The 14,004-nt window shown below is 41.2% G+C and carries 15 protein-coding genes, 1 tRNA gene, 1 rRNA gene, 1 other RNA gene and 1 pseudogene; 17 read left to right on the plus strand and 2 right to left on the minus strand.

What is annotated here, in order from left to right; genetic code table 11:
* The first annotated feature begins 68 nt into the window (after positions 1-68).
* The 5 genes and pseudogenes from rrf to GOM48_RS00110 all read left to right on the plus strand — a co-directional run bounded on the left by rrf (position 69) and on the right by GOM48_RS00110 (position 2,858).
* A 5S ribosomal RNA gene (gene rrf / locus GOM48_RS00090) occupies positions 69-184 on the plus strand.
* Between the two features lie 5 nt (positions 185-189).
* A tRNA-Asn gene (locus GOM48_RS00095) sits at positions 190-263 on the plus strand.
* A 186-nt stretch (positions 264-449) separates the two neighbouring features.
* Positions 450-836, plus strand: a pseudogene (tnpA, locus tag GOM48_RS00100) (IS200/IS605 family transposase); the annotation flags it as partial.
* A 264-nt stretch (positions 837-1,100) separates the two neighbouring features.
* Positions 1,101-1,334 carry a sigma(X)-activator ComW gene (comW, locus tag GOM48_RS00105; RefSeq protein ID WP_000939517.1) on the plus strand — a complete coding sequence of 78 codons (234 nt, stop codon included), beginning with the start codon at positions 1,101-1,103 and terminating at the stop codon, positions 1,332-1,334.
* Between the two features lie 237 nt (positions 1,335-1,571).
* Complete coding sequence (locus tag GOM48_RS00110) at positions 1,572-2,858, plus strand: adenylosuccinate synthase (RefSeq protein ID WP_223328858.1); 1,287 nt, start codon at positions 1,572-1,574, stop codon at positions 2,856-2,858.
* Between the two features lie 482 nt (positions 2,859-3,340).
* Here the strand turns inward: GOM48_RS00110 and GOM48_RS00115 are convergent, their stop codons facing one another.
* Positions 3,341-3,886 carry a hypothetical protein gene (locus tag GOM48_RS00115; protein WP_235097610.1) on the minus strand — a complete coding sequence of 182 codons (546 nt, stop codon included), beginning with the start codon at positions 3,884-3,886 and terminating at the stop codon, positions 3,341-3,343.
* Positions 3,887-4,151: 265 nt separating this feature from the next.
* Between GOM48_RS00115 and tadA the strand changes: the two genes are divergently transcribed.
* The 8 genes from tadA (at position 4,152) to GOM48_RS00155 (ending at position 9,446) form a co-directional block, all read left to right on the plus strand.
* Entirely contained in the window at positions 4,152-4,619 is a 468-nt protein-coding gene (gene tadA, locus GOM48_RS00120) for a tRNA adenosine(34) deaminase TadA (protein WP_001110101.1), read from the plus strand.
* A 32-nt stretch (positions 4,620-4,651) separates the two neighbouring features.
* Positions 4,652-4,750, plus strand: an RNA gene (ffs, locus tag GOM48_RS00125) — signal recognition particle sRNA small type.
* Positions 4,751-4,804: 54 nt separating this feature from the next.
* Complete coding sequence (locus GOM48_RS00130) at positions 4,805-5,248, plus strand: dUTP diphosphatase (protein WP_000701979.1); 444 nt, start codon at positions 4,805-4,807, stop codon at positions 5,246-5,248.
* Between the two features lies 1 nt (position 5,249).
* Complete coding sequence (locus GOM48_RS00135) at positions 5,250-5,765, plus strand: histidine phosphatase family protein (RefSeq protein ID WP_235097612.1); 516 nt, start codon at positions 5,250-5,252, stop codon at positions 5,763-5,765.
* Positions 5,766-5,778: 13 nt separating this feature from the next.
* Positions 5,779-7,140 carry a DNA repair protein RadA gene (gene radA, locus GOM48_RS00140; RefSeq protein ID WP_081102559.1) on the plus strand — a complete coding sequence of 454 codons (1,362 nt, stop codon included), beginning with the start codon at positions 5,779-5,781 and terminating at the stop codon, positions 7,138-7,140.
* A gap of 72 nt (positions 7,141-7,212) precedes the next feature.
* Positions 7,213-7,707: a beta-class carbonic anhydrase gene (locus GOM48_RS00145; RefSeq protein ID WP_025170864.1), complete on the plus strand. Its 495-nt coding sequence runs from the start codon at positions 7,213-7,215 to the stop codon at positions 7,705-7,707.
* A gap of 213 nt (positions 7,708-7,920) precedes the next feature.
* On the plus strand, positions 7,921-8,889 hold the full coding sequence (locus tag GOM48_RS00150) for a ribose-phosphate diphosphokinase (RefSeq protein WP_084933666.1): 969 nt from the start codon (positions 7,921-7,923) through the stop codon (positions 8,887-8,889).
* A 119-nt stretch (positions 8,890-9,008) separates the two neighbouring features.
* Positions 9,009-9,446 (plus strand): CoA-binding protein, encoded by a 438-nt coding sequence (locus GOM48_RS00155; RefSeq protein WP_000076478.1) that lies wholly within the window; start codon positions 9,009-9,011, stop codon positions 9,444-9,446.
* Between the two features lie 26 nt (positions 9,447-9,472).
* Here GOM48_RS00155 and GOM48_RS00160 read toward each other — a convergent pair whose 3' ends face one another.
* Complete coding sequence (locus GOM48_RS00160; RefSeq protein WP_235097615.1) at positions 9,473-10,483, minus strand: YeiH family protein; 1,011 nt, start codon at positions 10,481-10,483, stop codon at positions 9,473-9,475.
* Positions 10,484-10,634: 151 nt separating this feature from the next.
* Between GOM48_RS00160 and GOM48_RS00165 the strand changes: the two genes are divergently transcribed.
* The 4 genes from GOM48_RS00165 to GOM48_RS00180 are packed head-to-tail and all read left to right on the plus strand — an operon-like array spanning position 10,635 to position 13,801.
* On the plus strand, positions 10,635-11,804 hold the full coding sequence (locus GOM48_RS00165) for a pyridoxal phosphate-dependent aminotransferase (RefSeq protein WP_235097617.1): 1,170 nt from the start codon (positions 10,635-10,637) through the stop codon (positions 11,802-11,804).
* Positions 11,801-12,571: a DNA repair protein RecO gene (gene recO / locus GOM48_RS00170; protein WP_235097619.1), complete on the plus strand. Its 771-nt coding sequence runs from the start codon at positions 11,801-11,803 to the stop codon at positions 12,569-12,571. Before GOM48_RS00165 ends, recO begins: the two co-directional genes overlap by 4 nt.
* On the plus strand, positions 12,568-13,560 hold the full coding sequence (gene plsX / locus GOM48_RS00175; protein WP_235097621.1) for a phosphate acyltransferase PlsX: 993 nt from the start codon (positions 12,568-12,570) through the stop codon (positions 13,558-13,560). Before recO ends, plsX begins: the two co-directional genes overlap by 4 nt.
* Before the next feature lie 4 nt (positions 13,561-13,564).
* Positions 13,565-13,801: an acyl carrier protein gene (locus tag GOM48_RS00180; RefSeq protein ID WP_235097623.1), complete on the plus strand. Its 237-nt coding sequence runs from the start codon at positions 13,565-13,567 to the stop codon at positions 13,799-13,801.
* Positions 13,802-14,004: the final 203 nt, after the last annotated feature.

Here is a 14,004-nt window from a genome sequence, read left to right on the forward strand (position 1 = left end):
GGATACGAAAGCGAAAGGTTTTCTTGGTATTTGATAGATATTCAATTTTGAGTAGGTATTACTCAGAGTTAAGTGACGATAGCCTAGGAGATACACCTGTACCCATGCCGAACACAGCAGTTAAGCCCTAGAACGCCGGAAGTAGTTGGGGGTTGCCCCCTGTGAGATATGGAAGTCGCTTAGCTTTTATCCGCCATAGCTCAGTTGGTAGTAGCGCATGACTGTTAATCATGATGTCGTAGGTTCGAGTCCTACTGGCGGAGTCAGATAAAAAAGAACACCACTGGTGTTCTTTTTTATTATGTGACTATTAGTCCGTCTCGCTCCGTCAGGTGCGAGACAAATAAACCACCCGCTATGCGAGTGCGCGTTGAAGGTTATACCAAAAAAACTCCAAACGCGATACAATAAAGGTGTTCAAGCCAATTGTAAAGCGAAAGGAGAAAAATATGGCACAAAAGGCACATAGTTTATCACACACAAAGTGGATGTGTAAATATCACATTGTGTTCACCCCTAAGTATAGACGAAAAATCATTTATAATCAATATCAAAGTAGTTTGGGAGAAATATTCCACCGATTATGTAGTTATAAAGGTGTTGAGATTATCTAAGGACACTTAATGCCTGATCATGTACATATGTTAGTAAGTATTCCACTAAGGATAAGTGTTTCAAGTTTCATGGGTTATTTAAAAGGCAAAAGTGCACTCATGATGTTTGATAAACACGCCAACCTCAAGTACAAGTTTGGCAACCGGCATTTTTGGGCAGAAGGTTATTATGTGAGTACAGTGGGACTTAATGAAGCCACAATTAAGAAATATATTCAAGATTAAAGAAATTATCCAGCGTCTTTAGGCGCTGGCTGGTAATTTGGGCTTATAGCCCTGGTGCAAACCATCCGTTTGACGGGTGGTCATGATTTTATAAATGAAGTAAACTTCTCAAAATTCAAAACTTAATTTTGGCATCTATAATTACCTTTATATTTTATTTTTAGTTCGTTTAGCTTTAAATTCTTCTTTTATAGGATTTGAAGCTTTTTTAGTTCGTTTTTCTGTTAGACTAGTGTTAATAATAAGAAAGGGATTTTTTATATGCTTCAAAAATTTTATGAACGAGCATTTGTCTTTTTGAAACTAGTTGAACAAGAATATGCTTCTTTATGCCAGAGTTCTGCTGAGTGGGAATCACTTCATCTTCGTTTTTTACTTTATTATTTGATAAGATTTAGAATTAAAAGCGATAAAGAGTTTTGTTTATATCATTTTCAGACGGCCTATCGCTTGTATCTAGATAAATTCTTGCTAGAAGGTACTACTCTAAACTAGTGACGTTCATATATCATTTATCACGAACAATAATCTGTATTGATTTTATATTTTGTAGGATTTTGTTTAATTTTTAAGGTTTCAAATTTTATAATTTGCAGAAATTCCAAATCTTTTCCAGTGTTTCTTCTTGATAAAATGGTCTTTTTTTCTTATAATAAATTGTAAGATATGATTGCGGGTGAGACTCCTGCCATGTATATGAGAAAGGAAGAGCCTAGCGGCTCAGACAAAATTATGACTTCAGTTGTTGTTGTAGGTACCCAATGGGGCGATGAAGGTAAAGGGAAAATTACAGATTTTCTTTCAGCTAATGCAGAGGTGATTGCTCGTTACCAAGGTGGTGATAATGCTGGTCACACAATTGTGATTGATGGTAAGAAATTTAAGTTGCACTTGATTCCATCTGGAATTTTCTTCCCTGAAAAAATCTCTGTTATCGGGAATGGGATGGTTGTAAACCCGAAATCCCTTGTGAAAGAGTTGACTTATCTTCATGGTGAAGGTGTGACAACTGATAACTTGCGTATTTCTGATCGTGCACATGTTATTTTGCCTTACCATATTGAATTGGATCGCTTGCAAGAAGAGGCTAAGGGTGACAATAAGATTGGTACTACAATCAAGGGAATCGGTCCAGCATATATGGACAAAGCTGCTCGTGTTGGAATTCGTATTGCGGATCTTTTGGATAAAGACATTTTTCGTGAGCGTTTAGAACGTAATCTGGCGGAAAAGAATCGTCTGTTTGAAAAATTATATGATAGCACCCCTATTTCAATTGATGATATTTTTGAAGAATACTATGAATATGGCCAACAAATCAAGCAGTATGTGACAGATACATCTGTTATCTTGAATGATGCGCTTGATAATGGCAAACGTGTGCTTTTTGAAGGTGCACAAGGTGTCATGCTAGACATCGACCAAGGTACTTATCCATTTGTTACGTCGTCAAACCCTGTCGCTGGTGGTGTGACAATTGGGTCTGGTGTTGGTCCAAGTAAGATTGACAAGGTTGTAGGTGTATGTAAAGCCTACACAAGTCGTGTAGGTGATGGACCTTTCCCAACTGAATTATTTGATGAAGTGGGAGATCGCATTCGTGAAGTAGGTCATGAGTATGGTACGACAACTGGGCGTCCACGTCGTGTGGGTTGGTTTGACTCAGTTGTGATGCGTCATAGCCGCCGTGTATCTGGTATTACCAATCTTTCGTTGAACTCTATTGATGTTTTGAGCGGTTTGGATACTGTGAAAATCTGTGTGGCTTATGATCTCGATGGTCAACGTATCGACCACTACCCAGCTAGTCTTGAGCAATTAAAACGTTGCAAGCCTATCTACGAAGAATTGCCAGGCTGGTCAGAAGACATCACTGGAGTCCGTAATTTGGAAGATCTTCCTGAAAATGCGCGTAACTATGTCCGTCGTGTGAGTGAATTGGTTGGCGTTCGTATTTCTACCTTCTCAGTTGGTCCTGGTCGTGAACAAACAAATATTTTAGAAAGTGTTTGGTCGTAAGAGATTTTTAAGATTAGTTTAAGAGAGGGCGGGTATACTATAGATAGTTACAAGAAAACCTCCTAACTTGTTGTAACAAATATCCTAAACTTTTCTTTTTCATAATAATCTCCCTACTAAGTCACCCCATTGGGTGGCTTTTTTTAGTTCATAAGTCCTATATAGGCTTCTACTTGACTTTTTAAAATAAAGAAAAAAACAGTGGGATAGAAATCTCTAGACTAAGTCTCGATTTGGTAAACCTATATCTGTAAGATTTCAACGTTTGAGTAAATTGGTTAATGTTGTGAATGGAGAAAAGAAGTTTTGGTAAAAGTAGCTTTTTGAATTCTAAAATACCAACAAACAGTTCAATCTACTAATAAATTATAGGTTTACAACTAAGCAAAAATGAGGTTGGGATTTTTGATCCCAGCTTCTTCAGTGAACTATTTTCTTTAGAATTTATAAGTTAGATAAAATTAAATTTTTTGTAAATTAGCTTATTTGATAATTTGGTTTCCTGATTTGTCATTTTGAATTTGGTTCATTTCGTGCATAAAAACATCTGCTTTCAGTTTATCTGTGATGATACTGACACTTATTAGCTTATTTAGATTTTTCTCATATCCTTCTAAAAAAATAGGATTTCTAATTTTCATGGTTAACTTTGCACAATTAAAGGGACGTTTTTTAATGGTTATTTGTTCGATATCTTGAAGTTTAAATTGATAATGTAATACGCTGAGGCCTCTGCTACTATAGGTATAATACTGAACAGTATTGTTTTTATGAACTTCTAATTTTACTCCATTTATGAAGAGATAATACCCCATAAACCATAGAAGAAGTGGAGCATAAATCAGTACGATTGCTATAATAATCTTGTCTGTAAAATCGGTATTATAAGCTATCAGATGCTTTAGAATCCAGAGAATCATAACAGATAAAGATATCATGAATGGTCCCCCTGCTCTATTAAATTGATTTTCATATGGAAACATTAAGGTAAATTTTGGTTTATCCAGTAATAACTCTAATTTCATCATTTACCCTTTCATATTGTTTATTGTATAAATATCAGTATATTCATCTCTTGAACTTTCTATGTCAGTTATCTCCATTATTTTAAGTTCATGATTTCTGATTTTCTATCAATTTTGTTAATATTATACTCTTTTTAAAACATTATTTCTACAATCCAGCGATTTGATACTATCTAAAGTTAGTCAGTGTAAATATTATAGAGCTCTTTTTTTGTCTAGGAAAACATGCTATAATGATAGAATTGATAAGCAGGAAAAGAGAAGAACGATGAATTATACAGTTGAAGAAAAAGAAGCCTTTATGAGAGAGGCTTTGAGAGAGGCTGAGATTGCCTTAGAACACGATGAAATTCCAATTGGTTGTGTGATTGTCAAGGATGGAGAAATCATTGGTAGGGGGCATAATGCGCGCGAGGAGTTGCAACGGGCGGTCATGCATGCAGAAATCATGGCTATAGAGAATGCGAATGTGAGTGAAGAGAGTTGGCGACTGCTGGATTGTACGCTTTTTGTGACCATTGAGCCTTGTGTTATGTGTAGTGGTGCGATTGGGCTTGCCCGTATTCCAAACGTAGTTTACGGGGCTAAAAACCAGAAATTTGGTGCAGCTGGGAGCTTGTACGACATTTTGACAGATGAGCGTCTCAATCATCGTGTAGAGGTAGAAACGGGAATTTTGGAAGATGACTGTGCAGCGATTATGCAGGATTTTTTTCGAAATCGACGGAAAAAATAATTTCTCTTTAAAAACCGATGGGAATGTGGTATAATGAATAGTGGAGCAACAGTTCTGCGTGAAGCGGGTCAGGGGAGGAATCCAGCAGCCCTAAGCGATGTGAATTGTGTGCTCTTTTTTCGTGCTTTTTTCGAATAAATAAGATAAAATAGCCTAGAATAAATGATTATAGAAAAGAGAAAAATATGAAAATTCGTGGTTTTGAATTGGTTTCGAGTTTTACAGATGAAAATTTGCTACCGAAGCGTGAGACAGCTCATGCAGCTGGTTATGATTTAAAGGTTGCGGAACGCACTGTGATTGCTCCAGGAGAGATTGTTCTCGTTCCGACTGGTGTCAAGGCTTACATGCAGCCGACAGAAGTGCTCTATCTCTATGACCGTTCTTCAAATCCTCGTAAGAAGGGTCTGGTCTTGATCAACTCTGTTGGCGTTATTGATGGGGATTATTATGGAAATCCTGGAAATGAGGGACATATTTTTGCGCAGATGAAAAACATTACTGATCAGGAAGTGATTCTTGAAGTTGGGGAACGTGTGGTTCAGGCTGTCTTTGCACCATTTTTAATCGCAGACGGAGATGAGGCAGACGGCGTGCGGACTGGTGGTTTTGGATCAACAGGACACTAGGATGAAAATCATCTTTGTACGTCACGGGGAGCCAGATTACCGTGAGTTAGAGGAACGTTCTTATACAGGTTTTGGGATGGATTTGGCCCCCTTATCTGAGAAGGGAAGAAAACAAGCTCAGGAACTTTGGCAAAATCCTTTGCTACAATCGGCTAATCTACTAGTGACTTCAGCAGTAACGAGAGCTTTAGAAACGGCTTTTTATGTATCTTGTGCTACTGGACTTCCTTTGAGAGTGGAGCCTATGTTACACGAATGGCAGGTCTATGAAGCAGGAATAGAAAACTTTGAAAGAGCTAGATGTCTGTTTTTAGAAAACAATGGAGAGTTGCTCCCCAATGCCCCTATTCAATATGAGACAGCTGCGGAGATGAAGTCTCGTTTTCTAGAATGCATGACTAAGTATCGAGAACATCAGACTGTGGTAGTTGTCGCTCATCGAATGCTCATGCGCCAGTTTGTACCTAATGAAAAAATTGATTTTTGCCAAGTGATAGAGTGTGAGATAGAGATTTAGAAAGAGGTTTATCATCGCAAAGAAAAAAGCGACATTTGTATGTCAAAATTGTGGGTACAATTCCCCAAAATATCTAGGGCGTTGTCCTAACTGTGGGTCTTGGTCTTCTTTTGTAGAAGAGGTTGAGGTTGCCGAGGTCAAGAATGCGCGTGTGTCCTTGACAGGTGAGAAAACCAAGCCCATGAAACTGGCTGAGGTGACTTCCATCAATGTCAATCGAACCAAGACGGAGATGGAGGAATTCAACCGTGTGCTTGGAGGGGGAGTGGTACCAGGGAGTCTCGTCCTTATCGGTGGGGATCCAGGGATTGGGAAATCAACCCTTCTCTTACAAGTATCAACCCAGTTGTCTCAAGTGGGTACGGTTCTCTATGTCAGTGGGGAGGAGTCTGCCCAGCAGATTAAGTTACGAGCAGAGCGCTTGGGGGATATTGATAGTGAGTTTTATCTCTATGCAGAGACCAATATGCAGAGTGTTCGATCTGAGGTGGAGCGCATCCAACCAGATTTTCTCATCATCGACTCTATCCAGACGATTATGTCTCCTGAGATTTCAGGGGTGCAGGGGTCTGTGTCTCAGGTGCGTGAGGTAACGGCTGAACTCATGCAGTTGGCGAAGACTAATAACATTGCTATCTTTATCGTAGGACATGTGACTAAGGAAGGAACCTTGGCAGGTCCGCGTATGTTGGAGCATATGGTGGATACGGTGCTTTACTTTGAAGGGGAGCGCCACCATACCTTCCGTATTTTGAGGGCAGTCAAAAACCGTTTTGGTTCCACTAATGAGATTGGGATTTTTGAGATGCAGTCGGGTGGATTGGTTGAGGTACTCAATCCGAGTCAAGTTTTCCTAGAGGAGCGTTTGGATGGGGCTACTGGCTCGTCAATCGTTGTGACCATGGAAGGGACCCGTCCGATTTTGGCGGAGGTTCAGGCTTTGGTAACACCAACCATGTTTGGAAATGCTAAGCGTACGACGACTGGACTTGATTTCAATCGTGCAAGTCTGATTATGGCTGTTTTGGAAAAACGAGCAGGGCTTCTTTTGCAAAATCAGGATGCTTATCTCAAATCTGCTGGTGGCGTCAAATTGGATGAGCCTGCCATTGACTTAGCCGTTGCAGTGGCTATTGCCTCTAGTTACAAGGACAAGCCTACCAATCCTCAGGAATGTTTTGTGGGTGAACTGGGCTTGACCGGAGAAATTCGGCGCGTGAATCGCATCGAACAACGCATAAATGAAGCGGCAAAACTGGGCTTTACCAAGATTTATGTACCCAAGAATTCCTTGACAGGAATCACTCCACCCAAGGAAATTGAAGTCATTGGTGTGACAACGATTCAAGAAGTTTTGAAAAAGGTCTTTGCATAATCCGTGACAAATCCTCTTAAAAATGATAAGATAGGAGAAATATTTGATTATCAAATTTTTCAGGAGGGAATCGTGTCGTATTTTGAACAGTTTATGCAAGCCAATCAGGCTTATGTTGCCCTACATGGGCAGTTAAATCTGCCACTTAAACCCAAAACCAGAGTAGCTATCGTGACCTGTATGGACTCACGTCTACACGTTGCGCAAGCTCTAGGTTTGGCCCTTGGGGATGCTCATATCTTGCGGAATGCGGGTGGTCGAGTAACTGAGGACATGATTCGTTCACTGGTGATTTCCCAGCAACAAATGGGGACAAGAGAGATTGTGGTGCTTCACCATACAGATTGTGGAGCTCAAACCTTTGAAAATGAAAGTTTTCATGAACATTTGAAACACGAGCTCGGAGTCGATGTGTCTGATCAAGATTTTTTACCATTCCAGGATGTGGAAGAGAGTGTGAGAGAGGATATGCAATTGCTTCGAGAATCTCCACTGATTCCTGATGATGTGGTTATTTCAGGTGCTGTCTATGATGTGGATACAGGAAGTATGAGAGAAGTATACTAACTTTGCCTCGAAAAAATCTCATCCTAGCATAAAATCGATTGTTAAAATGTAGGATTTTCAGGTTTAATATAGCTAATATAAAATAGTATAAAACAAGGGTATAAATGTTTACTCTTGTTTTATTTTTGATTGAAAAATAAAGGAAAAAGCGCTACAATGGTAGATGGAAAATGTTGTGTAAAAACAAGTGATACATAAATACCGGAGGAAATCATGTCTTTTTCTGATTTAAAGCTGTTTGCCCTTTCTTCTAATAGAGAATTGGCAGAGCGTGTGGCGCAAGAAATTGGGATAGAGTTGGGGAAATCGACTGTTCGCCAATTTTCAGATGGGGAGATTCAGGTCAACATTGAAGAATCAATCCGTGGAAAACACGTCTTTATCCTACAATCAACTAGTTCACCTGTAAATGATAATTTACTTGAGATTTTGATTATGGTGGACGCATTGAAGCGGGCTAGTGCAGAATCTGTCAACGTTGTCATGCCTTACTATGGTTATGCACGTCAGGATAGAAAAGCGAGAGCGCGTGAGCCAATCACTTCAAAACTCGTTGCCAATATGCTAGAAGTGGCTGGAGTGGATCGTTTGTTGACGATTGATTTGCACGCTGCGCAGATTCAGGGATTCTTTGATATTCCTGTAGATCACTTGATGGGCGCTCCATTGATTGCGGACTACTTTGAACGTCGTGGCATGGTTGGCTCTGACTACGTGGTTGTCAGCCCAGACCATGGTGGGGTGACTCGTGCTCGTAAATTGGCAGAGTTTTTGAAAACTCCAATTGCGATTATTGACAAACGCCGTAGTGTAGACAAGATGAATACTAGCGAAGTGATGAACATTATCGGTAAGGTCGAAGGTAAGACTTGTATCTTGATTGACGATATGATCGATACAGCTGGAACTATTTGTCATGCGGCGGATGCTCTTGCTGAAGCAGGTGCTGTTGAAGTTTACGCAAGCTGTACGCACCCAGTTCTTTCAGGGCCAGCTATGGATAATATCCAAAAATCAGCTATTAAGAAATTGGTTGTTTTGGATACTATCTACCTACCAGAAGAGCGTTTGATTGATAAGATTGAACAGATCTCTATTGCCCACCTCTTAGGAGATGCCATCGTTCGTATCCATGAAAAACGTCCTCTTTCTCCTTTGTTTAGCATTGAGAAAAAGATTTAATCTTTCACTTGAAATAGATAGTTCTCCTAGCAGGTTTCTTTTCTTGCTAGGAGATTTTTATAGTCAAAATCTGCAAGCCTTTTCAAAATATGCTATACTGATGAAAAAGGAGGATTTCTATGAGTCAAGAATTTATCAATCCAAGTGATGGTGTGATTCGTCAGTATCTGGCGACCAGTAAAACATTAGCGGTAGTGGGTTTGTCTGATCGTGAGGAAACAACTAGCAATCGAGTGACCAAGGAAATGCAGGCTCGAGGCTATAAAATTATTCCAGTTAATCCCAAGGCTGCAGGTGGGGAAATCTTGGGAGAAAAGGCTTATGCGAGTCTAGCTGAGATTCCTTTTCCTGTAGATATTGTCAATGTTTACCGTCGTAGTGAGTTTTTGCCAGATGTGGCGCGTGATTTTCTCAAGGCTGATGCCAAGATTTTTTGGGCGCAATTAGGACTTGAAAGCCTAGAAGCGGAAGAAATCTTGCGTGCCGGAGGATGCGATGACATCGTGATGAATCGCTGTATCAAGAGAGAACATACACGCTTAATTCTTGAACAATAAAAGGTAGCCATGGGCTACCTTTTGTGTTAGAAAATACCAATCAATGCCTGCATGCCAAGACTGGTAAGGATGATGGCAATCCAGCAAAGGGCTCCAAGAAGAATGGATTTACCGCTGGATTTGACCATGGCTACTAGATTTGTTTTGAGACCGATAGCACTCATGGCCATGATAATGAGGAATTTGGAGAGTTGTTTGAGAGGGGTAAAGAAGCTACTGGACACACCGAGAGAGGTAAGGAGAGTCGTTAAGAGAGAAGCCAGGATAAAATAAAGGATAAAAAGTGGGAAGACTTTTTTTAGTTGTACGCCTTGTTTATTTTCTTGCTGGCGACTTTGCCAGTAGGAGAGAAAGAGAGTGATAGGAATGATTGCTAAGGTGCGTGTGAGTTTCACAATGGTTGCAGATTCGAGGGTATTGGTCTGGTAAAGACTGTCCCAGGAGCTGGCGGTAGCCGTTACAGAGGAAGTGTCATTGACCGCAGTTCCTGCAAAGAGGGCAAAGCCGTCATTTGATAAGTGAAGCCAGGTTCCCAGAGTTGGAAAGATGAGCGCAGCCAAGACATTGAAGAAAAAGATAACGGAAATGGCTTGGGCAACTTCTTTTTCCTTGGCATGGATAACGGGCGCTGTCGCAGCAATGGCAGAGCCACCACAGATAGAAGATCCCACTCCAACCAAGATAGCCAGTTTTGTATCCAGTGCAAAGAAGCGCTGGAAGAGGTAGGCAATAATCAGGGCTATTGAAATGGTGGAAAGGATGACAGGGAGTGAAGATTGCCCAACTGCGAAGACTTGCGAGATATTGAGACCAAAACCAAGCAAGACAACAGCATATTGGAGTAATTTTTTAGAACTAAAGGTCAATCCAGCATCCAGTTGTTTATAGGATGAGAGAAAGGGATTTAGGAGCATGCCTATGAAAATGGCAAAAACGGGTGCGCCAATGACAGGAAAGAATCCTCCTAAGTACCAAGATACGATGGAAATGAGAAGGCAGGTCAAGATTCCTGCTCCATTTTTTGATAAAAATAACATATAAACCTCCGAAAATAAGCACTTATTATTATAGTCCTGTCGAGAAGAAAAGTAAAACAGAAAGTGAAAAATGCGGGTTTCAGATGGATTTTGCGGTCAGGGAGCTTTTGTAGTATAATAGTACTATGTTCTGTAAGCAAGGGGGATATCTATGGACTTAACCAAGCGCTTTAATAAACAGTTAGACAAGATTCAAGTTTCCTTGATTCGCCAGTTTGACCAGGCAATTTCAGAGATTCCTGGGGTCTTGCGTTTGACCTTGGGGGAACCTGATTTTACAACGCCAGATCATATCAAGGAGGCAGCCAAGCGAGCCATTGATCAGAACCAATCCTACTATACAGGGATGAGCGGTTTACTGACCTTGCGCCAGGCTGCTAGCGACTTTGTAAAAGAAAAATACCAGCTAGATTATAATCCTGAAAATGAAATCTTGGTTACAATTGGGGCGACAGAGGCTTTATCTGCTACTTTGACAGCTATTTTGGAAGAGGGGGACAAGGTGCTCTTGCCAGCTCCTGCCTATCCAGGCTATGAACCGATTGTCAATCTGGTTGGGGCAGAGATTGTCGAGATTGATACAACTGAAAATGGTTTTGTTTTGACTCCTGAGATGTTGGAAAAGGCTATTTTGGAGCAAGGGGACAAGCTCAAAGCAGTTATTCTCAACTATCCAGCCAATCCGACAGGAATTACCTATAGTCGGGAGCAGTTGGAAGCCTTGGCAGACGTTTTACGCAAGTATGAGATTTTTGTTGTCTGTGATGAGGTTTACTCAGAATTAACCTATACAGGCGAAGCCCATGTATCTCTAGGAACGATGCTGAGAGACCAGGCTATTATTATCAATGGCTTGTCTAAATCGCATGCTATGACTGGTTGGCGTTTAGGCTTCATCTTTGCTCCTGCAGCTTTCACAGCTCAGTTAATCAAGAGTCACCAATATTTGGTTACTGCCGCAAATACGATGGCACAACATGCTGCGGTGGAGGCTTTGACCGCTGGTAAAAACGACGCAGAGCCTATGAAGAAGGAGTACATCCAGCGTCGAGATTATATCATCGCAAAGATGACTGCTCTTGGTTTTGAAATTATCAAACCAGACGGTGCCTTCTATATCTTTGCTAAGATTCCAGCGGGCTACAATCAAGATTCCTTTGCTTTTCTGAAGGATTTTGCTCAGAAGAAGGCCGTTGCCTTTATCCCTGGCGCCGCCTTTGGACGTTACGGAGAAGGCTATGTGCGCCTGTCCTATGCAGCCAGCATGGAAACAATCAGAGAGGCCATGAAACGACTTGAGGAGTACATGAGAGAAGCATGATTCAGTCTATCACGAGTCAAGGCTTGGTGCTCTACAATCGTAACTTTCGTGAGGATGACAAGCTAGTCAAAATTTTTACCGAGCAGGCGGGCAAGCGCATGTTTTTCGTCAAACACGCTGGCCAGTCCAAACTAGCTCCGGTTATTCAGCCCTTGGTGTTGGCACGATTTCTCTTGCGAATCAATGATGACGGGCTTAGCTACATCGAGGACTACCATGAGGTGATGACCTTCCCCAAGATTAATAGTGATCTCTTTGTCATGGCCTATGCAACCTATGTGGCTGCCCTTGCAGATGCTAGTTTGCAGGATAATCAGCAGGATGCTCCCTTGTTTGCTTTCTTGAGGAAGACTCTGGAGTTGATGGAAGCAGGTATAGATTATCAGGTTTTGACCAATATTTTTGAAATTCAAATCTTGACTCGATTTGGAATCAGCCTTAATTTTAATGAGTGTGTCTTTTGCCATCGGGTAGGTCAGGCCTTTGACTTTTCTTTCAAATATGGAGCCTGCCTCTGTCCGGATCATTTTCATGAGGACGAGAAACGTTGCCATCTGAATCCCAACATCCCTTATCTGCTCAATCAATTTCAAGCCATTGATTTTGAGACCTTGGAGACCATTTCGCTCAAGTCTGAAATCAAGCAAGACTTGCGCAAGTTTATGGATCAACTCTACGAAGAGTACGTTGGAATTCACCTAAAATCAAAGAAATTCATTGATTCCCTAGCCGACTGGGGACAATTACTAAAAGAGGAAGACAAATGAAAAAAATCGCAGTAGATGCTATGGGGGGCGATTATGCACCTCAAGCCATCGTTGAGGGTGTCAACCAAGCCCTTGCTGACTTTTCAGATATTGAGATTCAACTTTACGGAGATGAAAGCAAGATCAAGCAATATCTAACAGCGACAGAGCGCGTTAGCATCATCCATACGGATGAGAAAATCAACTCAGACGATGAGCCGACAAAAGCTATCCGTAAGAAGAAAAATGCCAGCATGGTATTAGCAGCCAAGGCAGTCAAGGAGGGAGAAGCAGACGCTGTCCTCTCAGCTGGGAACACAGGTGCCTTGTTGGCAGCAGGATTTTTCATCGTGGGTCGTATCAAGAACATCGATCGTCCAGGACTCATATCTACCTTGCCGACCATTGATGGAAAAGGCTTTGACATGCTAGACCTTGGAGCCAATGCGGAAAATACAGCCCATCATCTGCACCAATACGCTGTTTTGGGTTCCTTCTATGCGAAAAATGTTCGTGGGATTGCACAACCACGTGTTGGTTTGCTCAACAACGGAACAGAAAGCAGCAAGGGAGACCCGCTTCGTAAGGAAACTTACGCTTTACTGGCGGCTGATGAAAGCTTGAATTTTGTCGGAAACGTGGAAGCGCGTGATTTGATGAATGGTGTTGCGGATGTTGTCGTAACAGATGGTTTCACGGGAAACGCTGTGCTCAAATCTATTGAAGGGACAGCCATGGGTATCATGGGCTTGCTTAAGACAGCTATCACAGGTGGTGGTCTTCGAGCGAAACTAGGTGCTCTTCTTCTCAAGGATAGCCTTAAAGGTTTGAAAAAGCAACTTAACTATTCAGATGTTGGTGGAGCGGTCTTGTTTGGTGTTAAGGCACCGGTTGTCAAGACTCATGGTTCAAGTGACGCCAAGGCTGTGTATAGTACGATTCGCCAGATTCGTACCATGCTAAAAACAGACGTAGTTGCCCAGACTGCGCGTGAATTTTCAGGAGAATAAAAAGATGACAGAAAAAGAAATTTTTGACCGTATTGTAACCATTATCCAAGAGCGACAGGGAGAGGACTTTGTCGTAACAGAGGCCTTGAGTTTGAAAGACGATCTAGATGCGGACTCAGTGGACTTGATGGAGTTCGTCCTAACGCTAGAAGATGAATTTGGTATCGAAATCACTGATGAGGAAATTGATCATCTTCAAAGCGTAGCGGATGTAGTCGGAACTATTAAAGGTAAGATATAGCAAAAAGCAACATGCAAGTCATGTTGTTTTTTTGTTTGCAGAAAAAAGAAAAACGTTAAACTTTTTTGTAGAAATTGCGAATATAGAGATGAGAAAGAAAAAAGGAGGAACGTTCATGTACATGCCAATCTTGTATCCATGGTACATCAAGTGGTTTTTAAAATAAAAATGAAACAGTTGTTCATTTTCGAATTGTTTTTCGA

It is taken from the genome of Streptococcus oralis (genome assembly GCF_021497885.1).
In the GTDB taxonomy this organism is placed as follows: domain Bacteria; phylum Bacillota; class Bacilli; order Lactobacillales; family Streptococcaceae; genus Streptococcus; species Streptococcus oralis_BQ.